Origin of the sequence: Nocardia sp. NPDC051750 (genome assembly GCF_044453135.1) — a bacterium.
Taxonomy (GTDB): Bacteria; Actinomycetota; Actinomycetes; order Mycobacteriales; family Mycobacteriaceae; genus Nocardia.
In genome coordinates, this window is record NZ_JBITCK010000001.1 from 1,426,100 (window position 1) to 1,447,643 (window position 21,544).

General features: G+C 68.0%; 19 protein-coding genes. 13 read left to right on the forward strand and 6 right to left on the reverse strand.

Annotated features, from left to right (window positions below; all coding sequences use genetic code 11):
* The first annotated feature begins 31 nt into the window (after window positions 1-31).
* The 3 genes from pdxH (at window position 32) to ACIA75_RS06355 (ending at window position 2,803) form a co-directional block, all read left to right on the forward strand.
* Window positions 32-751: a pyridoxamine 5'-phosphate oxidase gene (gene pdxH, locus ACIA75_RS06345; RefSeq protein ID WP_397100475.1), complete on the forward strand. Its 720-nt coding sequence runs from the start codon at window positions 32-34 to the stop codon at window positions 749-751.
* 365 nt (window positions 752-1,116) lie between these two features.
* On the forward strand, window positions 1,117-2,415 hold the full coding sequence (locus tag ACIA75_RS06350) for a citrate synthase (RefSeq protein ID WP_397100477.1): 1,299 nt from the start codon (window positions 1,117-1,119) through the stop codon (window positions 2,413-2,415).
* Between the two features lie 28 nt (window positions 2,416-2,443).
* Window positions 2,444-2,803, forward strand: a complete 360-nt coding sequence (locus ACIA75_RS06355; protein WP_397100480.1) for an FKBP-type peptidyl-prolyl cis-trans isomerase — start codon at window positions 2,444-2,446, stop codon at window positions 2,801-2,803.
* Window positions 2,804-3,073: 270 nt separating this feature from the next.
* Here the strand turns inward: ACIA75_RS06355 and ACIA75_RS06360 are convergent, their stop codons facing one another.
* The 4 genes from ACIA75_RS06360 to ACIA75_RS06375 all read right to left on the reverse strand — a co-directional run bounded on the left by ACIA75_RS06360 (window position 3,074) and on the right by ACIA75_RS06375 (window position 7,613).
* Complete coding sequence (locus ACIA75_RS06360) at window positions 3,074-4,426, reverse strand: sensor histidine kinase (protein WP_397100482.1); 1,353 nt, start codon at window positions 4,424-4,426, stop codon at window positions 3,074-3,076.
* Complete coding sequence (locus ACIA75_RS06365) at window positions 4,423-5,127, reverse strand: response regulator transcription factor (RefSeq protein ID WP_397100484.1); 705 nt, start codon at window positions 5,125-5,127, stop codon at window positions 4,423-4,425. Before ACIA75_RS06365 ends, ACIA75_RS06360 begins: the two co-directional genes overlap by 4 nt.
* Window positions 5,128-5,182: 55 nt before the next feature.
* Window positions 5,183-5,581 carry a hemophore-related protein gene (locus tag ACIA75_RS06370; protein WP_397100486.1) on the reverse strand — a complete coding sequence of 133 codons (399 nt, stop codon included), beginning with the start codon at window positions 5,579-5,581 and terminating at the stop codon, window positions 5,183-5,185.
* Window positions 5,582-5,675: 94 nt separating this feature from the next.
* Window positions 5,676-7,613 (reverse strand): AMP-binding protein, encoded by a 1,938-nt coding sequence (locus ACIA75_RS06375; protein ID WP_397100489.1) that lies wholly within the window; start codon window positions 7,611-7,613, stop codon window positions 5,676-5,678.
* A gap of 313 nt (window positions 7,614-7,926) precedes the next feature.
* Between ACIA75_RS06375 and ACIA75_RS06380 the strand changes: the two genes are divergently transcribed.
* The 5 genes from ACIA75_RS06380 to ACIA75_RS06400 all read left to right on the forward strand — a co-directional run bounded on the left by ACIA75_RS06380 (window position 7,927) and on the right by ACIA75_RS06400 (window position 14,890).
* Window positions 7,927-11,817: an ATP-binding protein gene (locus ACIA75_RS06380; RefSeq protein ID WP_397100491.1), complete on the forward strand. Its 3,891-nt coding sequence runs from the start codon at window positions 7,927-7,929 to the stop codon at window positions 11,815-11,817.
* Window positions 11,814-12,227: a roadblock/LC7 domain-containing protein gene (locus tag ACIA75_RS06385; RefSeq protein ID WP_030522784.1), complete on the forward strand. Its 414-nt coding sequence runs from the start codon at window positions 11,814-11,816 to the stop codon at window positions 12,225-12,227. Before ACIA75_RS06380 ends, ACIA75_RS06385 begins: the two co-directional genes overlap by 4 nt.
* A gap of 7 nt (window positions 12,228-12,234) precedes the next feature.
* Window positions 12,235-12,609, forward strand: coding sequence for a DUF742 domain-containing protein (locus ACIA75_RS06390; RefSeq protein WP_397100493.1), 375 nt, complete (start codon window positions 12,235-12,237; stop codon window positions 12,607-12,609).
* Window positions 12,590-13,192 (forward strand): ATP/GTP-binding protein, encoded by a 603-nt coding sequence (locus ACIA75_RS06395; protein WP_280402740.1) that lies wholly within the window; start codon window positions 12,590-12,592, stop codon window positions 13,190-13,192. Before ACIA75_RS06390 ends, ACIA75_RS06395 begins: the two co-directional genes overlap by 20 nt.
* A 72-nt stretch (window positions 13,193-13,264) precedes the next feature.
* The gene (locus tag ACIA75_RS06400; protein WP_397100496.1) at window positions 13,265-14,890 is read left to right on the forward strand and encodes a carboxyl transferase domain-containing protein; all 1,626 of its coding nucleotides are present in this window, start codon (window positions 13,265-13,267) and stop codon (window positions 14,888-14,890) included.
* Window positions 14,891-15,175: 285 nt separating this feature from the next.
* Here ACIA75_RS06400 and ACIA75_RS06405 read toward each other — a convergent pair whose 3' ends face one another.
* Together ACIA75_RS06405 and ACIA75_RS06410 are read right to left on the reverse strand one after the other, a co-directional pair.
* Window positions 15,176-15,724, reverse strand: a complete 549-nt coding sequence (locus tag ACIA75_RS06405) for a hypothetical protein (RefSeq protein ID WP_397100498.1) — start codon at window positions 15,722-15,724, stop codon at window positions 15,176-15,178.
* Window positions 15,721-15,999, reverse strand: a complete 279-nt coding sequence (locus tag ACIA75_RS06410) for a helix-turn-helix transcriptional regulator (RefSeq protein WP_397100501.1) — start codon at window positions 15,997-15,999, stop codon at window positions 15,721-15,723. Before ACIA75_RS06410 ends, ACIA75_RS06405 begins: the two co-directional genes overlap by 4 nt.
* Before the next feature lie 100 nt (window positions 16,000-16,099).
* On the opposite strand from ACIA75_RS06410, the gene ACIA75_RS06415 reads away from it, so the two are divergent.
* The 5 genes from ACIA75_RS06415 (at window position 16,100) to ACIA75_RS06435 (ending at window position 21,526) form a co-directional block, all read left to right on the forward strand.
* A complete protein-coding gene (locus ACIA75_RS06415) occupies window positions 16,100-16,957 on the forward strand; it encodes an aldo/keto reductase (RefSeq protein WP_397100503.1) in 858 nt (285 codons plus the stop codon).
* 142 nt (window positions 16,958-17,099) lie between these two features.
* A complete protein-coding gene (locus ACIA75_RS06420; RefSeq protein ID WP_397100505.1) occupies window positions 17,100-17,825 on the forward strand; it encodes an enoyl-CoA hydratase in 726 nt (241 codons plus the stop codon).
* A 44-nt stretch (window positions 17,826-17,869) separates the two neighbouring features.
* A complete protein-coding gene (locus tag ACIA75_RS06425; protein WP_397101009.1) occupies window positions 17,870-18,970 on the forward strand; it encodes an MBL fold metallo-hydrolase in 1,101 nt (366 codons plus the stop codon).
* A gap of 34 nt (window positions 18,971-19,004) precedes the next feature.
* Complete coding sequence (locus ACIA75_RS06430; RefSeq protein WP_397100506.1) at window positions 19,005-19,256, forward strand: antitoxin; 252 nt, start codon at window positions 19,005-19,007, stop codon at window positions 19,254-19,256.
* 50 nt (window positions 19,257-19,306) lie between these two features.
* The gene (locus tag ACIA75_RS06435) at window positions 19,307-21,526 is read left to right on the forward strand and encodes an ATP-dependent DNA ligase (protein ID WP_397100507.1); all 2,220 of its coding nucleotides are present in this window, start codon (window positions 19,307-19,309) and stop codon (window positions 21,524-21,526) included.
* The last annotated feature ends 18 nt before the right edge of the window (window positions 21,527-21,544 follow it).

Genomic DNA, 21,544 nt, shown 5'->3' on the forward strand with positions numbered 1-21,544 from the left:
CGCTTTACTACTCAGGAGTAACGTCTGGCCCATGGCTGAGGTGGAGGAGTCGGACGCCCGTCTCGCGGCGTTGCGCGCCGAATACGGTGCGGCCCATCCGGGTTCGCCGGAATCGGGTCCGCTGCTCGGGGCACGGGACAGCGAACTCGACGAGAACTCGGTGGCCGGCGGCTGGGAGCCGCTGCTGCGGCAGTGGATCGAACAGGCCACCGCGGCCGGTATCGCCGAATCCAACGCCATGGTGCTCGGCACCCTGGACCAGGAGGGTCCGGTGCCGCGGCCGGTGACGCGCACCGTGCTCTGCAAGGGGCTCTCGCCCGACGGCGTGATCTTCTATACGAATTACGACTCGGCCAAGGGGAGACAACTGGCCGCGGCGCCCTACGCCTCGGCGACATTCCTCTGGACGCAACTCGCCCGGCAGGCCCATGTGCGCGGCGTGGTGGAGCGGGTGCCCGCCGCGGTCACCGAGCTGTACTGGCGGTCGCGGCCCCGGGAATCCCAGCTCGGGGCCTGGGCTTCGGACCAGTCGCGGCCGATCGGCTCGCGCGAGGAACTGGACCGGCAGCTGGCCCGGACCACCGCCCGGTTCGCTACGGCGGCCGAGATTCCGGTGCCGCCGCACTGGGGCGGATATCTGTTGCGCCCCGACGAGGTGGAGTTCTGGCAGGGCCGGCGCGGACGGTTGCACAACCGGATCCTGGTCCGGATCGCTGAGTCCGGGATGTCGGTGCAGCGCCTGCAGCCGTGAATCCGCCCGGCAGGCATGGCCTGTTACACCCTTTCCAGGTGACTCGGTGATATTCCGCACGGTTTCGATACGGCAGCCGTGGGTACCGTTTGGCTAGCCCGTGAGGTGGCAGTTCTCCCGCGTCTCGCGGCTCGGTCCGCCCCGGCCGGTCGGCGGCGGCCCGGACTCGCAATTCGGCCGGTCACAGCGATACGGTCCGGTAACTATCCCGCTGAATCTCACGTCCGCGCGGCCCGATTGTGAGATCGACGCGCGGGTACCCTCCCCGCCGAAGCCTGCGAGGGAAGGTCTAGCGTCTACCGGTAACGCACCGTGTGCCGACCGCATGCGATGCCGACGGTCATAAGCCTGAGAGGGAACCTTCCGTGCCGGAGAATCACATCAATGACGCCAAACCGGTTCTGACCTATCCGGGTGGCGAATACCCCATGACGATCGCCGAGGCCGCCGAAGGCAACGACGGTATCGATCTCGGCAAGCTGCTGTCGAGCACGGGATATACGACCTATGATCCCGGGTTCGTCAACACCGCGTCGACCAAATCGGCGATCACCTACATCGACGGTGAACAGGGCATTCTGCGGTACCGCGGCTACCCGATCGAGCAGCTGGCGGACAACTCGACCTTCATCGAGGTCAGCTACCTGCTCATCTACGGCGAGCTCCCCACCCAGGACCAGCTCGAGGATTTCACCGACAAGATCCGCCGGCACACCCTGCTGCACGAGGATCTGAAGCGATTCTTCGACGGGTTCCCTCGCAACGCTCACCCGATGCCGGTGCTCTCCTCGGCGGTCAACGCGCTCTCGGCGTACTACCAGGACTCCCTGGACCCGCGTGATCCGGAACAGGTCGAACTGTCCACCATCCGGCTGCTTGCCAAACTGCCCACCATCGCCGCGTATTCGTACAAGAAGTCGGTGGGCCAGCCGTTCCTCTACCCGGACAACTCGCTCTCGCTGGTGGAGAACTTCCTGCGGATGACCTTCGGTTTCCCGGCCGAGCCCTACCAGGTGGACCCGGAAATCGCTTCCGCCCTGGACATGCTGCTGATCCTGCATGCCGACCACGAGCAGAACTGCTCCACCTCCACGGTCCGGCTGGTGGGTTCCTCCGATGCGAACCTCTTCACCTCGGTATCCGGCGGAATCAACGCGCTGTGGGGCCCGCTGCACGGCGGCGCCAACCAGGCGGTGCTGGAAATGCTGGACGGTATCCTCGCCGCCGGTGGGGATGTCAAGGAGTTCATCCGCAAGGTCAAGAACAAAGAAGACGGTGTGAAGCTGATGGGCTTCGGGCACCGGGTCTACCGCAACTACGACCCGCGCGCCGCCATCGCCAAGAAACACGCCGACACCATTCTGAGCAAACTCGGCAGCGACCCGCTGTTCGATATCGCCCAGGCACTGGAAGAGGCCGCGCTCACCGACGATTATTTCGTCGAGCGCAAGCTCTACCCGAACGTCGACTTCTATACCGGCGTCATCTACAAGGCCATGGGCTTCCCGACCCGTATGTTCACCGTGCTGTTCGCCATGGGCCGGCTTCCCGGCTGGATCGCGCACTGGCGGGAAATGCACAGCGAAGCCATCAAGATCGGCCGCCCGCGGCAGATCTACACCGGCTATGGTGCACGGGACTACTCCGAAATCACCAACCGCTGAACCGATTGAATCGAAGGGGATTCAAGGCATGAGCAAACCGGAAATCGAATTCCAGGCGGGCCCCGCGCCCACCGAGCTGGTCATCAAGGACATCACGGTCGGTGACGGTCCGGAAGCAGTTCCCGGCGGCACCGTCGAAGTGCACTACGTCGGTGTGGAATTCGATACCGGCGAAGAATTCGATTCGTCGTGGAACCGCGGCGAATCGATCACCTTCCCGCTGCGCGGCCTGATCCAGGGTTGGCAGGACGGAATTCCCGGAATGAAGGTCGGCGGCCGTCGCCAGCTGACCATTCCGCCGGAACTGGCCTACGGCCCCGCGGGCGGTGGGCAGCCGCTCTCCGGTAAAACCTTGGTCTTCGTCATCGACCTGCTCGACGCGAAGTAGGGCCAGTACCCCTGAACACGATGTTCGGCGCGCCTCCACAGGAGGCGCGCCGAACCCGTTGAAGGACATACGCGCCCCGAGCGAACCCGTGGCGCCGCCCGGTATCGCGGTACGAGACACTGCGGACGCTGCCGCTGTTCTCCGCGATGGAGTACACCGAAGACCCGGGCACCCTCGCGGAATGGGTGCCACTGCCCAGCGGCAGTGCCGAGCGTTACGAGGGCGCGGTCCGGCGCGCCCGGTGACGTCCGCGTACGGTGCGCACCCGGATCACACACCCGGCAGTACGAGGACCAGCCGTACTCCGCCGAGGGTGCCGTCGTCGAAGTAGGCGCGCCCCCCGTGGAGCTGAGCCTGCTGCGCCACCAGCGCCAAGCCCAGTCCCGATCCGCCCTTGTGGGCGCCGCTGCCCCGGGCGAACCGGGCAAACACCGGTTCCCGCTCGTCGCGAGGTAGCCCGCGGCCGTTGTCGTCGACCGAGATGACGATGGTGTTGTCCGGGTGGCGATGGGCCGAGAGCAGGGCCTCGGTGGCTTCCCCGTGTTTCACCGAGTTCTTCAGCGCGTTGTCGACCGCCAGCCGCAGCCCCGCGGGCAGGCCCCTGGTGACCAGTTCGGCGTCGGTGTCTATCCGGACCGTGAGGCCCGGATAGTGGCGCATGGCGTCGTGCGCTGCCTGATCGCACAGTTCGGCGATATCGGTGTCGATATGGTCGCGTTCGGAGGTCAGATCGCCCGAGGCCAATCGTTCCAGCGCGGCCAGTGTGGTTTCCACGCGTTCCTGGCTGCGCTGCACGTCGGCGAGGATTTCGGTGCGTTGCGCCTCGTCCAGGTCGAGGGTTGCCAGGACTTCGAGGTCGGTGCGCATCGCGGTGAGCGGTGTGCGCAGTTCGTGTGCCGAGACGGCGGCGAAATCCCGGGCCGTCTCCAGTGCGGCCGCCGTATCGGACTGTGCGTCGTCGACCCGGCGCAGCATGGTGTTGACCGCGTCCGCCAGTTGTTCGGCCTCCAGGACACCGGAACTGTCGACCGGTTCGGGAGTGGCGTCGCGGTAGCCGGTGCGGGCCCCGACCTGCCGGGTGAGGACGACGATGGGACGGACCGCCCGGCCCCCGAACAGCCAGCCCAGGGCCGCCGACGCGGCGATCGCCGCCAGCCCGCCGAACAGCACCCACCGCTGTTGATCGGCTGTCGCCTTCGCGGCTTCGGTGGCCGGGATGCCCAGGGATACCGTCCGGCCCGCGGGCTGGTTCTCGGTGGTGGTCAGGACCCGGTACGGGGTGCCGTCCACGGTGACCGTCCGCGATCCGGGATCCAGCTCCGGGATCTGGGTGCCGCTGGAGGTTGTGACCTGGCCGTTGTCGCGAACGGTCAGGGCCATCTCGCTGTCCGGGCCCACCAGGTTGACGATGCCGACCGCTATCACCGGTTCGATCACGACCAGCCGCGAGGCGATTCGTAGTTGCTGGTCGGCCTGTTGCAGGTTGTTGCGCTCGATGGCCGGTACCGCCACGGCACTCACCAGCATGACGATGAGCACCGACCCGGCGGCGGCCGCTCCGGCGACCCGGGTGCGCAGCGAATACGATCTGCGGCGCCGTCGGCGGGGACCGTCGTCGCTCACTTCGTATCCCGGAGCACGAACCCGACCCCGCGGATCGTGTGCAGCAGCCGTGGGGTGCCGTCGGACTCCAGTTTGCGGCGCAGATAGCCGACGAAAACATCCACCACATTCGTATCGGCGGCGAAATCGTAGCCCCACACCAGTTCCAGCAACCGTTCCCGGCTCAGCACCACTCCCGCATTGCGGGCCAGCGTCGAGAGCAGTTCGAACTCCCGTTTGGTCAGCTCGATCTCCTGGCCGTTCAGCAGGGCCCGATACCCGGCCGTGTCGACCTGGAGCGGACCGACCGAGATGGTGTCGGGCGCACCGGCCGGCGCGGTATCGGTCCGCCGGCGCAGCAGGGCTTTGATCCGGGCCACCAGTTCGGCCAGCACGAAGGGTTTGACCAGGTAGTCGTCGGCCCCCGATTCCAGTCCGGCGATCCGGTCACCCACCGAGCTCCGCGCGCTGAGCACACAGATCGGCACCTCGTTTCCCATCGCCCGCAGCGCCGTCACCACCCCGGCGCCGTCGAGCACCGGCATATTCATATCCAGCACGATCGCATCGGGTGCCGCCTCGGACACCGCCCGCAGTGCCGCCGCCCCGTCCCGCGCGATGCTCACCTGGAACCCGGACAGCCGTAAACCCCGCTCGACAGACGCGAGCACATCCTCGTCGTCATCGACAACCAGAACCGCCGGTTTGATGCGCTCTGCCACACCGCCATTATTCATCGGCGGCACCGGCGGTGCCGCCGATGAATAATGCTCACCATCAGTAGTTGTGGCAGGTGTCGGCTACGCCCTGGAAGGTGGCCTGCAGCTGCTGCGCGCGCGGGTCGTCCTGCGCCTGCTGGGCCGCCTGCGGGTTCTCGTCGAGGTACTGCTGGAATTCCGCGCGGCGCTGTTCGACCGGCTGATCGAACTTCGCCTGCAACTGCGCCTTCGCATCCGGGTTGTTGTCCAGCATCGCCGCCAGCTCCGGGGCCTGGTCGTGCAGGGCGGCGTCGACCTGGGCGAAGGAGCAATCGCTGGTCAGCAATGGTTCCGCCATTTCCATCGGTCCCGCCGAGGCGATGGCGGGGCTGAGGAAAGCGGTGGCGGCGGCCGCCGCGCCGAGGGTGAGCGTGGTGAGGCCGAACTTGCCGAACCGGCGGTTCGTGGAGTGTGCCATGGGGATTAGTGCCTCCTACCGTGTCGAGTCGAGCCGGGGGCTCGTGGACTCCTCAGACCGTATTGGGCAGGGTTGGCCCGGCTCTGAGGATTTCTTAAGAGGAGTTTGTGTGTTGCTGTGGCGCGATGATCCGGGCGAGTTCGGTCAGGACCGTGGGATCTTCGATGGTGGAGGGTATTTCGTAGGGTTCGCCCGCTGTCATCTGCCGGATGGTTTTGCGCAGGATCTTGCCGGACCGGGTTTTGGGCAGGGCGGGTACGACGATTGCGTCGTACAGCCCGGCCACCGGGCCTATTTGTGTCCGCACGCGCTCACTCAGTTCGTCGCGCAGCGTTTCGATATCGATCCGGGCATCGGATTTCAGTACGACATAAGCGATCGGCCGCTGCCCTTTGAGTTCGTCCGGGAGCCCGATCACCGCGCATTCCGCTACCGAATCGTGCCCCGCGACGGCTGCTTCGATACTGCCCGCGGACAGGCGATGCCCGGCCATGTTGATCACATCGTCGCTGCGGCCGAGAACGAAGAGATAACCGTCCTCGTCGAAATACCCGGAGTCGCCGGTGAGGAAATGACCCGGATACGCCGCCAGGTAGGAGCGCTGGAATCGGTCCTCGTCCTGCCACAGGCCGGTGAGCGCCCCGGGCGGTAGCGGGAGGCCGATGACGATATTGCCCTCGGTGCCGGCCGCGACCGGGTTGCCCGAGGAGTCCAGGACCCGCAGTCGGTAGCCGGGGACCGGCACCGATGCCGAACCCGGTTTGATCGGCAGCTGCTGCAGCCCGAGCGGGTTGGCACAGATGGGCCAGCCGGTTTCGGTCTGCCACCAGTGGTCGACGACCGGGCAGTCGTCGCGTCCGGCCAGCAGGATGTTCGCCGCCCACTCGTAGGTGGCGGGGTCGAGTCGTTCCCCCGCACAGAACAGGGAACGCAGTGAGGAAAGGTCCCGGTCGCGGGCGAACTCGGCCGCGGGGTCCGCCCGGCGGATGGCCCGGAGTGCGGTGGGGGCGGTGAACAAGGTGTGCACCCGGTGCTTCGCGACCACTCGCCAGTACGCGCCGGCGTCCGGGGTACCCACGGGTTTGCCCTCGTAGAGCAGTGTGGTGGCGCCCGCCAGCAGCGGCGCGTAGACGATATAGGAATGGCCGACGACCCAGCCCACATCGGACGCGGCCCACATCACCTGGCCGGGGCCGACATCGTAGATATTGCGCATGGACCAGGTCAGCGCGACAGCATGACCGCCGTTGTCCCGGACCACGCCTTTCGGTTTACCCGTGGTGCCCGAGGTGTAGAGGACGTACAGCGGGTCCGTCGCGGCCACCGAGATGGGGTCCGCGGGTTCGGCGTCGTGTACCGCGGTATCCCAGTCGATCCAGCGAGCAGGCGCCAGATCGGCACCGAAATCGTATTGGTCGAATCCGGATCGCTGTTTCACCAGCACGGTGTGCGGCGCGGGGGTGGCGGCCAATTCGAGCGCCCGGCGCACGATAGGGGGGTAATCGATGGTGCGGTTCGGTTCCAGCCCGCCGGACGCCGTCACGATGAGCACCGGTTCGGCGTCGTCGATACGAGCGGCCAGTTCCGGCGCCGCGAACCCACCGAAAACCACCGAATGCACGGCCCCGATCCGGGCGCAGGCCAGCATCGCCACCACCGCCTCGGGAATCATCGGCAGATAGATAACGACCCGGTCGCCGACGGTTACGCCCAGGTCGCGCATGGCGCCGGCGAATCGGGCGACCCGGTCGAGGAGTTCGGCGTAGCTGTAAACGCCGCTTTCGCCGGTCATCGCCGACTCGTAGATCAGGGCGGCCTGTCCGGCCCGGCCGGCGGCTACATGCCGGTCGAGGGCGTTGTAGCAGGTGTTCAGGCGGGCGCCGGGAAACCACCGCGAGACGGGACGGGCGGTATCAACGGCCTGCTCAGGCGGTACATCCCAGTCGATCTCGGCCGCCGCCCGGGTCCAGAACTCGGCCGGATCGACCAGGCTGGTCTGATAGACCGGTCGATACTCGTTCCTCGCGTTCACCCGTGCTCCCTAGCCTCGCAGCAATCCTCGCCTCGATAGATCAGCACGATTGTGGCAGACTTCACGCGACCCCCCGTCGGGTGTCGCGACCATGGCTTATGTCTGTAATGGGCTGGTCAGAGTGCGTAAACCCGGGCTGAGTACACCAAGAAGTTATTGATCCGTTAGAATCTGATGACACGAATTCGGTCCGTCGTAGACGCAATTTCTCGGCCAGCCGCGACCCACGGGCAGCTCCACCCGTCGAGCCACTATGCGAGTGTGGAGTTCTGCTGTGGTGCATGGCTGGGGCCAGGTTGGAAAGTGAGTGGGAATGCGTGACGCCGCTAGGTCCGGCACGAAGCGCTGGGCGCTGAGTAACTGGGACCTTCGCTGGAAGGTTACGGCCGTCCTGGCTGTGCCGTTGGCGGTCGCGGTCGGACTCGGTGTGTCCAGGATATCGGCCGAATGGGGCGAGGCGAACCGGCTGGGCTCGGCGGCCGAGAACGTCAGCCTCGTACCGGCCGTGCTCGATCTCAGCTCCGCCACCTCGACGGTCGCGGGCTCGCAGGCCATCGCCATCGCACCGAACCGTTCCATGGTCACCGAGGACAACCTGACCCACCTGGACAAGGCGATCGCGGCGGCCGAGGGCGCGCTGACCGACCTCGATGATCTGTCCGGCGCGCACCAGTCGCTGTCGGAGATGATCGACCAGGCGAAACAGGTGCGGACCGGCGGACTGGCGCCGTCCGGTTCGCCGGACGAAGCCGTCGCCGTCCTGGACCGGGCCCGTAACGCGGGTGTCCGCACGGTGGAGGAGATCGTCGGCGAAATCGGCGACCCGTCGGTCGACCCGGACAAACTCCGCCTCGTCGACGCGCTCAACCTGCGGTCCACCATGGTCGGTGAGATCACCGCGGCCGCCGAACTGCTGCGCAACCAGGAAGCGGGCGAGCAGGCCTACCGGGCCGCGACGAATACCGAACTCGCGCTGCTGAACATTCTGAGCCAGCGCTACAACGCCGAAGATTCCGATATCACCATCCTGCGCGAGGGTGTCGCCAACCGCCAGGCCATGCTCGAATCGCCGGAGGCGCAAGCAGGCCGGTTGCCGCTGGGCGAAGCCCGCGCCTCGCTGCTGGACAGCACCGCGACCACCGACAAACTGATCGGCGAGGCCACCACGGCCATCGACACCGGTGTGCAGAAGATGGCCGACAAGGCCCTCCGTGATGCCGTCGTCTACTCGATCGTCGTGCTGCTGACCATCCTGGCGGCGCTGTTGCTGGCCGTCTTCGTGGCCCGCTCGATGATCGTGCCGCTGCACCGGCTGCGCCTGGCGGCGCTGCGCGTGGCCGAAAGCGATCTGCCCGACGAGGTGGCCCAGCTCCGGACCGGTGCCGCGCCGGAGGAAGTTCCGCTCGAACCGATGCCCATCCGGTCCGAGGAGGAGATCGGCCAGCTGGCTCGCGCGATCGACGATATCCACGGGCAGGCACTGCGCCTGGCCAGTGATCAGGCGCAGATGCGTTCCCAGGTCAACGATATGTTCGAGACCCTGGCCCGGCGCAGTAAATCGCTGGTCGACCATCAGCTCAGCCTGATCGAGGCGATGGAGTACGACGAGAAGGATCCGCGCCTGCTGGAGAACCTCTTCCGGCTGGACCATCTCGCCGCCCGTATGCGCCGGAACGGCGACAACCTGCTGATTCTCGCCGGTACCAAACAGCGCCGCGCGAAGTCGGCGCCGGTGGAGATCGCCGACGTGCTGCGGGCCGCGATCTCCGAGGTCGAGGACTACGAACGCGTCAAGCTGGGTGCCACACCGCGCGGTGCGCTGATCGAACCGGCCGCCTCCGATATGGCGCACCTGTTCGCCGAGTTGCTGGACAACGCGCTGCGCGCCTCGCCGCCGGAAACCGATGTGAAGTTCACCTTCGCGCAGGCGCACGACCAAGGCCTGCTGATCGAGGTCGCCGACCGCGGTATCGGTATGCCGCCGAGCGAAATGGCCGAGATCAACCGCCGGCTCGAGAACACCGCCGAACCCGGCCCGGACACCGCCCGCCATATGGGTCTGTTCGTGGTCGGCCGGCTCGCCGAACGCCACGGTCTCAATGTCCGGCTGCGGCCGACGTTCGATACTGCGCGCGATCCGGGCGTCACGGTGACCGTGCACGTACCGATGAGCCTGATCGTCGCCGGCGAAACGCAGATCCTGCCGTTGGCGACCGGTTCGGGTCCGCAGGCGCTGGTCCCGAGTGATGCCGGTAAGAAGGCGAAGCCGGAAGAGTCGCCCGAGGAGGCTGCCGCGGCCGCCCTGCGCAATGCCGGGGGACCGGCCATGCAGACCCGCGGAATCAGCCGTACCGCCGACGGCAACATGATGGTCACCGTCGATCCGGGAATGAGCGGGCCGCTACCGGCCGTCGAACGTCCCAAACCGCCGGAGCGCCCGGCTTCCGCGGGACCGGGCGGACTGCCGCAGAGACAGCCCGGTACCGCCATGTCCGGTGGCCTGCGCGACGGCGAAGGAACCACCAGCCTCCGGCAGGCGAGCGCGGGCAGTGCCCCGCAACGCGGCAAGCTGGCCGCCGCCAACCTGCCCAAACGCAACCTCGGCCCCGGTGGTGGCGGTGCCACCCCGACCCTCCCGCCGCGTACCCCGGGCGACTCGTCCGCGGGCGGCCCGCCCGCACGCCCCACCGAGGCCGGCCTCAGCGGTCTGCCGCAGCGGCAGCCGGGCGCCGGTGGGGCGCCGCAGCAGGAGTCCGGTGGACTGCCGCAGCGTCGCCCCGGCGCGAACGGCGCCCCCGCGGGTTCCCGGGATGCGGCCGGCTCGCGTTCGGACACCGAGCGGCCCACCGAGACCGCGTCGGAGACCGCCGCGCCGCCGCGTCCGTCCGGTCCCGTGCCTCCGCGCCGACCGGCCCAGCCGGGGCCGAACGGGCTCCCGCAGCGGGAGACCGGCGGAAGCAGTGCCCGCGAGCCTGGTATTCCGGGTCTGCCGCAGCGCCGGTCCACGGTGGGCGACGCAACCGGGCGTGAGCAGGAGCCGCCGCAATCGACCGATACCGCCTCCGGCGCGCCCACCCGGCGGGAGCCGACTCGTAACGGTCTCCCGGGCCGAGCCCCCTCCGGTGAGCTACCGGTGCAGCGTGGTCCGGCCGCCGACCTACCGTCCGGGGATTCCTCCGGGGAACTTCCCGCCCAGCGCGGACCCGGCGCACCGCCGCGGCACGAAGCTCCGGGCGGCGGTTTGCCGCAGCGGGGCAGCAACGGTCTTCCTCAGCGTGGACAGACGGACAGCGGTCTGCCGCAGCGGGCTCCGGCCGATAACGGTCTTCCTCAGCGCGGGCAGACGGACAGCGGTTTGCCACGGCGGGGTGCGCCCGATAACGGTCTTCCTCAGCGTGGACAGACGGACAGCGGTCTGCCGCAGCGGGCTCCGGCCGATAACGGTCTTCCTCAGCGCGGGCGGACAGACAGCGGTCTGCCGCAGCGCGGTGCGCCCGATAACGGTCTGCCGCAGCGGAATGCACCCGACAACGGTCTGCCGCAGCGCGGTACGCCCGACAGCGGGTTGTCGCAGCGCGGTCCGGCCGGGAACGGCCTGCCGCAGCGGGACGCCACCGCTCCCTCGCGGCGGTCCCGGTCCGAGGAACCGGGCGGCCTGCCACAGCGGCAGCCGGGTGGGTACACCGCCGAACGGTTCGACAACCCACCGGGTGTCGCGCTGCCCCGGGAGCCGGAACCCGTCGAGGATTCCGCCGCACCCGCCCGCGAGCCCGGCCGGCACAGCTACAAGTCCAACCCCGCGAAGACGGCTTCCTTCTTCCAGACGCGGTTGCAGCCGGCGGAGGAGAACGACAGCGTGATGGGTGGTACGCCCATTTTCGCGGAGATGATGTCGGCGTGGCTGTCGGATCCGAACACCGATCGGTCCCAGGCTGTCGCATCCTTCGAATCCCCGGGTGACGAGGGCTGGACCGCTGCCCGGCGGGCCAGCGAAGCCGAGCCCGAGACCCGCACCGCGGCCGGTCTTCCGCAGCGTAATCCAGGCGGCCGGCTGGTGCCCGGCGCCGTCAACGGCGCCCAGGAACGGACGCCGAGTCGCAATCCCGAGACGATCCGGTCTAGTTTGAGTCGGCATCAGCAAGGTGTTCGGGATGGCCGTGCAATGCGAGCAATGAACCTAACCGGAGACAAAGGAGACCGATGAACCCCGAACTAGGTGGTACGAACCGTCAGTTGGATTGGCTGGTTTCGAACTTCGCAGGCGAGGTTCCTGGCGTAGCCCATGCCGTCCTGGTTTCGGCCGACGGCCTGCTGATGGCGGCGAGCGCCCAGCTACCGGTCGACCGGGCCGAACAGCTCTCCGCTGTCACGGCCGGCCTGGCCAGTCTCTCGGTGGGTGTGTCCAATCTGTTCGAGGGCGGGACCGTACTGCAGTCCGTCGTCGAGATGGAGCACGGTTACCTGCTGCTGATGGCGGTGGGTGACGGGTCATACCTCGCAGTCCTGACCAACACGTCCTGCGATATCGGACAGGTCGGATACGAGATGGCTTTGTTGGTCGAACGCGTGGGCCAGACAGTTCAGGCCACTCCACGCGTCACGATGGGTTCCTGATGGTGGGATGGACATAGAAGATCACCGCGTGGGAGGCTCCGAGCCCAGTCTCGTGCGCCCGTACTCGCTGACCGCAGGTCGTACCAGACCCAAGGTGGAGTTGGCGCTCGAGGCTCTCGTCGCGTCCCATCCCATATCGCTCGAAAGCCAGTACGAACTGAGCAATATCGAGAATTCGATAGTCGAGTTGTGCAGGGAGTCGCCGTCGGTCGCCGAACTAGCGGCGCGACTGGGTATACCGATCGGGGTGGCGCGAGTACTTGTAGCGGACCTGATCGAAGCCGGGCATGTCCGCGTTTCGGCGACTTTGAAAGACGATTCCAGCGACGATGAACGTCGCGAGCTGATCGAAAGGGTTCTCAGTGGACTCCGGCGTATATGATTCGACGGCGCAGGTCGATACCCGCAGTAGTAAGCCGACTTCGGCGAAGATCGTGGTCGCGGGCGGGTTCGGCGTGGGCAAAACGACGCTGGTGGGGGCAGTTTCGGAAATCGTCCCGTTGAGAACAGAGGCGCTGGTGACCAATGCCAGTGCCGGGATCGACAGTCTCGCGGGTATCGAGAGCAAATCCACCACCACGGTGGCAATGGACTTCGGCCGGATCAGCCTGGCCGATGATCTGGTGCTGTATCTGTTCGGTACCCCGGGCCAGTATCGCTTCTGGTTCATGTGGGACGACTTGATCCGCGGCGCCATCGGTGCGGTGGTGCTGATCGATACCCGGCGGCTGGAGGACAGCTTCGCGGCGGTCGACTACTTCGAGGCGCGTAACCTGCCGTTCCTCGTCGCGCTGAACCAGTTCGACGACGCTCCGCAGTACCCGATCGAGGATATTCGCCAGGCGCTGGCCGTTCCCGCCGATGTGCCGATCATGCCGATCGACGCCCGGCGCCGGGAGCCCGCCAAGGAGGCGCTGGTCCGGCTCACCGAGTACGCATTGCAAAAGGTCACCCGCGGCTACTGACCCGGCGCCCGTCATACTGATCGGCGTGCCGGTGAGGACAGTGGTGGTGCCGGGCTGCCCGGTGTGGCTCGGATGACGCGGGTATCCGGGCGAATCGGCGCCCGCGACCTGCTCGCTGCGCTGCTCGATCCCGGCACATTCGTGAGCTGGGATGTTGCGCCTGTTCCGGTGGCGCAGACCGGTACGTACCGGTCTGCGCTGACCGCGGCGGCCGATGCGGCGGGTACCGATGAAGCCGTGCTGACCGGGGAGGGCCTGCTCCGGGGGCGGCGTATCGCCGTTGTCGCGTGCGAATTCGCTTTCCTGGCCGGTTCGGTCGGGGTCGCCGCGGCCGAACGGATAGTCGCCGCGGTGGAGCGGGCCACCGCCGCGGGTCTGCCGTTGGTCGCGTCCCCGACCTCGGGGGGCACCAGGATGCAGGAGGGCACTCTCGCCTTCGTGCAGATGGTGAAGATCGCCGGCGCGGTCGCCGCCCATAAGTCGGCCGGTCACCCGTATGTGGTGTACCTGCGCAATCCGACCATGGGAGGTGTTTTCGCCTCCTGGGGGTCGCTCGGGCATATCACCTTCGCCGAACCGGGCGCGCTCATCGGCTTCCTCGGGCCACGGGTCTACGAGGCGCTGTACGGGCATCCGTTCCCGCCCGGTGTGCAGACCGCGGAGAATCTGTACCGCACCGGGGTGATCGACGGTGTGGTCGATGTGCGGGTCTTCCGCCGGATCGCCCACCGCGCGCTGAGCGTATTCGGCGGGGTGCCGGACGAGCCGAAACCGAAAGCTGTGGACCGGTTCGCCGCCGAACCAGCCCGGGGTACGGCACCGGTGGGCGGTGGCCGATCCGCTACGAGTGCCGCTCCGATAGCCGGCGCCCCGGCGCCCACTCATGCGGTCCCGGCCGCGGGTGCCGGGCCCGCGGACGCTGCCGGATCGGTCGATGCCTGGGATTCGGTGCGCATCTCACGGCGCTCCGACCGGCCCGGAATTCGCGAACTCCTCCGCCGTAGTACCCAGCGGGTGCCGCTCAGCGGGACCGGTCAGGGGGAGACCGATCGGACGGTGGTGCTGGCTCTGGCCCGCCTGAACGGGCGGCCGTGTGTGGTTTTCGGCCACGATCGCGCCCACCAGGACCCCGAGCGCACGATGGGCCCGGCCGCGCTGCGGGAGGCCCGGCGCAGTATGCAGCTCGCCGCCGATATGCGCTTGCCGCTTGTCTTGGTCATCGACACGATCGGCGCCTCGCTGTCCAAGGAGGCCGAGGAGCGCGGGCTGGCGCCCGAAATCGCCCGCTGTATCGCCGATCTCGTAACTCTGGAGACTCCGACGGTCTCGGTGCTGCTGGGTCAGGGAACCGGCGGCGGCGCGCTGGCGCTGCTGCCCGCGGACCGGGTGCTGGCGGCCACTCACGGCTGGCTCGCCCCGCTGCCGCCCGAGGGCGCCAGCGCGATCGTCCATCGCGATACCGAGCATGCCGCGGAACTGGCCGCGCGGCAGCGGATACGTTCGGCGGATCTGCTCGCCGACGGAATCGTGGACCGAATCGTGCCGGAGCGCCCCGACGCCGCCGATGAACCGGTGGAGTTCTCGCATCGCATGATCAACGCCATCGCCGAGGAACTCACCGCGCTCGGTGCCTGGTCTCCGGAGCGTTTACGAGAGGCCCGGCACGGTCGCTACCGCCGCCTCGGACTGCCGGACTGAGGTCCCATCAGACCCCGACGAGATCGGAGCGGGCTGCCGCCGGGTGCAAGCCGGGAACTGCGGGGGACAACGGACGCGCCCCCTGGGTTGGTGTGGAGGTCGTTCCCGCACGGCCGCCCCAGCCTCGCGCCGGGTCGGTGTGCGGGCGGTGGTGGATCGACGTATCGCTCTGCCTGCGGCTTGCCTCCCGCAGGCTGTGGCGCAGAATCTCGCGCGGGCAGCCCACCGGCCGCGCGGGCGGTGCCGCAAGACCGGGGGCGCACCGGGTCTTGCGGCTGCTCCTGCTCAGTTCTCCGGTTCCGGGTCCGGTTTGGACCAGGCCAGGATCATGGCGGGCGCGCAACCGCCGGCCAGCAGTGTCGCCAGGATCATGACGCCGCCCGCGTAGGCGGTCCGGAAGGCGTCGGCCTCCGGGAAGATCGCGCCGCTCCACACCAGATACATCATGGGGAACACGCAGAGCGTCTGGGTGACGGTGAGGCCGATCGAGCGGGCCGTTTCGCGCTGGGCCATTTCCAGTTCGTCCAGGGTTTCGGCGGGGGCGTTGTCCTGGCTCTGCGAGACGATCCGCAACATGGTCCACGAGGGTAGGAAGATCAGTGCGCTCAGCCCGGCGAACAATGCGGCCCATTCGAGTCCGCAGGCGCACAGCACCCCGGTGACGAACAGCGCGGTCAGCGCGGCGACGACGGTGACCACCAGGGCGCGGCGGCGTCCACGGGTGCGCCAGCCGGGCAGCATTCCGGTGAGCTGCTTTTCCCGGGCCAGCCAGCGCCGGACGCGATAGGCCTGATAGCGATCGAGGAGGGTGGACGGTTCGGTGGCTGCGGTCACGGCAGCTGTCCTTTCTCGCGGGGGTAGACCTCGGCGGAGAGCGGGGTGAACTCGGTGCGGGAGAACACCGCCTCCACCGGTAGCCCGAAGACTTCGCAGATCCGCAGGGCCAGGTCCAGGCTCGGATAGTGGTTGCCGCGTTCGAGCGCGCCGATGGTCTGCGGATTGACGTTCACCGCCTCCGCAAGCCCGGCCCGCGACATCCGATGTTCCGCGCGCAGTACCGCGATGCGATTGAAGATCGGTAGGGTTTCCCCGCGTCTAACTGGGCTCACACAAAGAAGTGTTGTAAAAACACAACGATCTGTCAAGTTTGTGCGGACACGGGGCAAGCGCTCGTTGACCTCTCGGCGAACCGCTCCTACCGTCGGAGCGGTGACCACTAGACGCGAGATCGGTGTAGTCCCTCCCATCGTGTTGAACGACGGGAGCCTGATCCCGCAGCTCGGCTTCGGGGTGTTCCAGGTGCCCCCGGATCAGGTGTTCGACACCGTCACCACCGCGCTGCGCGCCGGATACCGCAGTATCGACACCGCGGCGGCCTACCAGAACGAAGAGGGCACCGGTCGCGCCATCCGCCACTTCGGCCTGCCCCGGGACGAGGTCTTCGTCACGACCAAACTGTGGAATGCCGATCAGGGTTACGAATCCACCCTGCGGGCCTGCGAGGCGAGCCTCGAACGGCTGGGGCTGGAGTACCTCGATCTGTACCTGATCCACTGGCCCGTTCCCGCCGCGGACAAGTTCGTCGACACCTTCCGTGCCTTCCAGCGTTTGAAGGCGGACGGTCACGTGCGGTCCATCGGGGTCTCGAATTTCCGTATCGCCGATCTGAACCGGGTTATCGCCGAAACCGGGGAGACCCCGTCGGTCAACCAGATCGAATTGCATCCCCTGCTCGGTCAGCGGGAATTGCGCGAGTATCACGCCGAACACGCCATCGCCACCGAGGCCTGGAGCCCGCTGGGGCAGGGCGCCCTGCTCGGGGACCCGGTGATCACGCGGATCGCCGGGGAGGTGGACCGCTCCCCGGCCCAAGTGGTCATTCGCTGGCATCTGCAGCTGGGCAATGTGGTGATCCCGAAATCGGTGACCCCGGAGCGGATCGCGCAGAACTTCGATGTCTTCGGGTTCGAACTCGCCGACGAGCAGATGCGGGCGATCTCCGCATTGGACAGCGGCACCCGGACCGGAGCGGATCCCGACACTTTCGCCGTCGGTCTCGACACCTGAACCGCGGACCTTCCCCGCACGGCCGGGTGGCCATGACCCGCGTCGCATTCCGTGGGCCCGTCCCCGCGCTGTGGCAGAGTGGGCAGTAACGCATCGTATCGGCTGTTGGTATCGGTATTCGTTTCAGCGGGGAAGGACACACATGCTCGGGGTCAGCCGCGACGGCCACGTCACCACTATCGAACTACAGCGTGAAGAGCGGCGTAATGCGCTGAACCTGGATCTGGTGATCCGCCTGCGTGAGGCGTTCTCACAGGCCCGGCAGGACGCCCGGGCCATCGTGATCACCGGCCGGGGACCGGTGTTCAGCGCCGGCGCGGATCTGGACGGCGTCTACTCCACCGAATTCCTCGACGCGCTCCTGGAGATGCTGCACGAGGTCGAGGCGATGCCGGTGCCGGTGATCGCGGCCTTGAACGGGCCCGCCCTGGGTGCCGGTGTGCAGTTGGCAATGGCCGCGGACCTGCGGGTGATGGCGCCCGATTCCTATTTGGCGATCCCCGCGGCGAAACTCGGTATCTCGGTGGATCGCTGGACCACCCGCCGGCTGGTCTCGCTGCTCGGTGGCGGCCAGGCCCGGACCGTCCTGCTCGGCGCGGAACCGATCTCGGCCGCGGACGCGTACACCTTCGGCTTCGCCAACCGTCTCGGTACGCCGGCCGACGCGCAGAGTTGGGCGAAATCCGTCGCCGAACTGGCGCCACTGTCATTGCGTCATCTGAAGTTGGAGCTCAATGACGACGGCACCCGCGAGCCGGCGCCCCATGAGCAGCACGCGGCATTGGAGGCAGCATGGAACAGCGAGGACGCCGAGGAGGGCCGGCTGGCCCGCAAGGAGAAGCGCGCGGCGAAGTTCGTGGGCCGGTGATCCGGCCCCGTGTGCTCTCCACCACGGTGGCGGGGCTGGCCGGAATGACCGCGCTGGGCTGGGTGCTGCGGGCGCTGGACGGGCTGCCGGCGGCACTCGGCGCCTCCGTTTCCGCGATCGCGCCCACCGTGACCGGGGCGCGGAGCTACCGCAATCGCCAGTTCCACAACACCGAACCCGCGTCGCCGATCGTCGTCACGGACAATCCGGCCGGGATGTTGTCGATCGTGACCGCGATGCGGGCGGGACGGCCGAAGGGCACTGTGCCGCTGGCCGAACCGGATCCGCCGGTGGCGGCCGCGGATCTCGCCGTCACCTGGTACGGGCATGCCAGTGCGCTGATCGAGATCGACGGATTCCGGGTACTCACCGATCCCGTGTGGAGCGATCGGGTTTCGCCGTCGCGGCTGGTCGGGCCGAGCCGGATCCATCCGGTGCCGGTGGCACTCACCGACCTGCCACAGGTGGACGCGGTGGTGATCTCCCACGACCATTACGACCATCTCGACGCCGATACCGTCGCGACGCTGGTCGCCACCCAGCGGGCCGTGTTCGTAGTGCCGCTCGGGGTCGGTGCGCATCTGCGGCACTGGGGTGTGCCCGAAGCCCGGATCGTCGAATTGGATTGGGGCGGTACGTACTCCTTGACCGCTCCGCATGCCGCGGGCAGGGAACTGACGATCACCTGCGCCGAGGCCCGTCATTTCTCCGGGCGCGGACTGGTCCGCAACACCACGCTGTGGGCGGGCTGGGCGCTGGCCGGCCCGGCGCATCGGGTGTACTTCGGCGGTGATACGGGGTTCACCAAGGCCTTCGCGGAGACCGGGGCGCAATGCGGTCCCTTCGACCTCACGCTGCTGCCCATCGGGGCCTACAACCAGCACTGGGCCGATATCCATATGAATCCGGAGGAGGCGGTCCGCGCGCACGCCGACCTCTGTGGCGGCGATCCGGCCCACGGTGTGCTGCTGCCGATACACTGGGCGACCTTCAATCTGGCGCCGCACCCCTGGGACGAACCGGTGCGGCGGCTGGTGGCCGCGGCCGCCGGCGCGGGTACCGAGATCGTGGTGCCCGTACCCGGGGAACGGCTCGATCTGCGTGATCTCCCGCCGGGGCGTTCCTGGTGGGAGGATATGGGGTGAACACTTCCGCACGGCGACAGGAAGGAATCCGGCAATGAGCTTGATGGACAACCTGAAGAACCTGGTCGGCAAGGGCCAGGAAGTCGCGGCCAAGAACTCCGACAAGATCAACCAGTCGGTCGACAAGGCCGGGGATTTCCTAGACCAGAAGACCAAGGGCAAGTATTCGGACAAGATTCAGAAGGGTAAGGAAGCCGCCCGTAAGGTGGTCCCGCCCGAACATCCGGGCGGGAGTCCGGGGCAGCAGCCCGGCGGACCGGGACCGGAGCCGGGCCCGCGGCCGTGAGCCGCGGCCGGATGCCGGACGGGTTCGGCCGCCCGCGGGGGTGACCAGGCGTGCCCGCGGCATTCGGCGGTGAGCCCGGTCAGCCGGATATCGAGGTACGGCTGAGCAACCTGGACAAGGTGCTCTATCCGGCGTCCGGTACCACCAAGGGCGAGGTGATCGAGTACTACGCCGAGATCGCTCCGGCCATGCTGCCGCATATCGCGGGACGCCCGGTCACCCGGAAACGCTGGCCGAACGGGGTGGCCGAACCCTCTTTTTTCGAGAAGAACCTCGGTGCGGGCACGCCCTCGTGGATACCGCGCCGCGCCCAGGAACACTCCGACCGCACCGCGCACTACCCGGTGATCTCCTCGCAGGCCGGGCTGGTCTGGCTGGGGCAGCAGGCCGCCCTGGAGATCCACGTACCGCAATGGCGCTTCGACGGGGACGCGCGTGGCCCGGCGACCCGGCTGGTGTTCGATCTGGACCCCGGTCCGGGCGCCGGCCTGGTCGAATGCGCGCGGGTGGCCCTCGGGGTGCGGGATATGGTCGCCGAGATCGGTATGCGGGCCTACCCGCTGACCAGCGGCAGCAAAGGTATCCACCTCTATGTCCCGCTGGACCGGGCGCTGAGCCCCGGCGGGGCGTCCACGGTGGCCAAACAGGTGGCCACGAACCTGGAGAAGGTGCTGCCCGACCTGGTCACCGCGACGATGGCCAAGAAGGTACGGGCCGGGAAGGTGTTCCTGGACTGGAGCCAGAACAACCCGTCGAAGACGACGATCGCGCCCTATTCGCTGCGCGGCCGGGACCAGCCGAACGCCGCCGCGCCGCGCCACTGGGCGGAGCTCGGGGATGCCCGCGAGCTGCGGCAGCTCCGGTTCGACGAGGTGTTGCAGCGGTACCGGTCCGATGGGGATCTGCTGGCCGAGCTGGATCCGTCGCTGAACGACTCGCTGACGAAGTACCGGTCCATGCGCGATCCGGCACGCACCCCGGAACCGGTGCCTGCGCAGGCCCCCCGACCGGGACTCGGTAACCGCTACGTTGTGCACGAACATCACGCCCGGCGACTGCATTGGGATGTGCGGCTGGAACGCGACGGGGTGCTGGTGTCGTGGGCGGTGCCCAAGGGGCCGCCGGACAGCCCGCGGCAGAACCGGCTCGCCGTGCACACCGAGGACCATCCGCTGGAATACCTGGATTTCCGGGGCACGATCCCGGCCGGTGAGTACGGGGCGGGCGAGATGTCGGTGTGGGATGCCGGTACCTACCGCACCGAGAAATGGCGTGACGACGAGGTGATCGTGGTGCTGCGCGGCGACCGGCTCAACGGGCGGTACGCGTTGATCCGCACCGAGGGCGACCAGTGGCTGATGCATCTGATGAAGGACCAGCCCTCGACCGCCGACCTGCCGCGCGGCCTCGCTCCGATGCTGGCCACCGGCGGCGAGGTGGCCGGCCTGCCGGAATCGGAATGGGCTTTCGAACGGAAATGGGACGGCTACCGGCTGATCGTGGAAATCGATGCGGGTGAGCTGCGGCTGCGCAGCCGGGCGGGTAACGATGTCACCGCGCGGTACCCGCAATTGGCGGTACTGGCCGAAGAGCTGTCGGATCACCAGGCGGTGATCGACGGTGAGATCATCGTCCGGGGTCCGGAGGGTGAAGTGAATATCGCGCTGCTGAAGGCGAATCCGCGGCGGGCCGAGTTCCTTGCCTTCGATCTGCTGTACCTCGACGGCACATCGCTGCTGCGTAAACGCTACCGGGACCGCCGCCAGGTGCTGGAAGCGCTCGCGGCGACGACCGGCGAACTGCGGGTGCCGCCGCGCTACGAGGGCGACGGGGCGGAGGCATTGCGGCGCAGCCGGGACGAGGGAGCCGAGGGGGTGATCGCCAAACGGCTGGATTCGGTGTACCTGCCCGGCACCCGAGGTCATTCCTGGGTGAAGCAACGGAACTGGCGCACCCAGGAGGTGGTGATCGGCGGAATGCGGCGCAGCAAGGCGCGCCCGTTCGCCTCGCTGCTGGTCGGGATACCCGATGAGGACGGTCTGGTGTACGCGGGCCGGGTCGGCACCGGATTCGACGAGGCCGGGATGAACGACCTGGCGGCGCGCTTACGCCGGCTCGAACGCAAGACGACGCCGTTCGTCAACGAGATGTCGGCCGACGAGACCCGGGACGCGATCTGGGTGACACCCAAGGTCAAAGGCACTGTCCGCTACATGGATTGGACGGACGGCGGCCGCTTCTGGCATCCGGCGTGGCTCGGCGAACTGTGACCGCCGTCGCCGCCGCCG

Coding starts and splice junctions, on each gene's coding strand:
- ACIA75_RS06370 (WP_397100486.1), bottom strand. CDS start 5,581: ATGGCACACTCCACGAACCGCCGGTTCGGCAAGTTCGGCCTCACCACG.
- pdxH (WP_397100475.1), top strand. CDS start 32: ATGGCTGAGGTGGAGGAGTCGGACGCCCGTCTCGCGGCGTTGCGCGCC.
- ACIA75_RS06355 (WP_397100480.1), top strand. CDS start 2,444: ATGAGCAAACCGGAAATCGAATTCCAGGCGGGCCCCGCGCCCACCGAG.
- ACIA75_RS06385 (WP_030522784.1), top strand. CDS start 11,814: ATGAACCCCGAACTAGGTGGTACGAACCGTCAGTTGGATTGGCTGGTT.
- ACIA75_RS06390 (WP_397100493.1), top strand. CDS start 12,235: ATGGACATAGAAGATCACCGCGTGGGAGGCTCCGAGCCCAGTCTCGTG.
- ACIA75_RS06400 (WP_397100496.1), top strand. CDS start 13,265: ATGACGCGGGTATCCGGGCGAATCGGCGCCCGCGACCTGCTCGCTGCG.
- ACIA75_RS06380 (WP_397100491.1), top strand. CDS start 7,927: ATGCGTGACGCCGCTAGGTCCGGCACGAAGCGCTGGGCGCTGAGTAAC.
- ACIA75_RS06430 (WP_397100506.1), top strand. CDS start 19,005: ATGAGCTTGATGGACAACCTGAAGAACCTGGTCGGCAAGGGCCAGGAA.
- ACIA75_RS06420 (WP_397100505.1), top strand. CDS start 17,100: ATGCTCGGGGTCAGCCGCGACGGCCACGTCACCACTATCGAACTACAG.
- ACIA75_RS06425 (WP_397101009.1), top strand. CDS start 17,870: ATGACCGCGCTGGGCTGGGTGCTGCGGGCGCTGGACGGGCTGCCGGCG.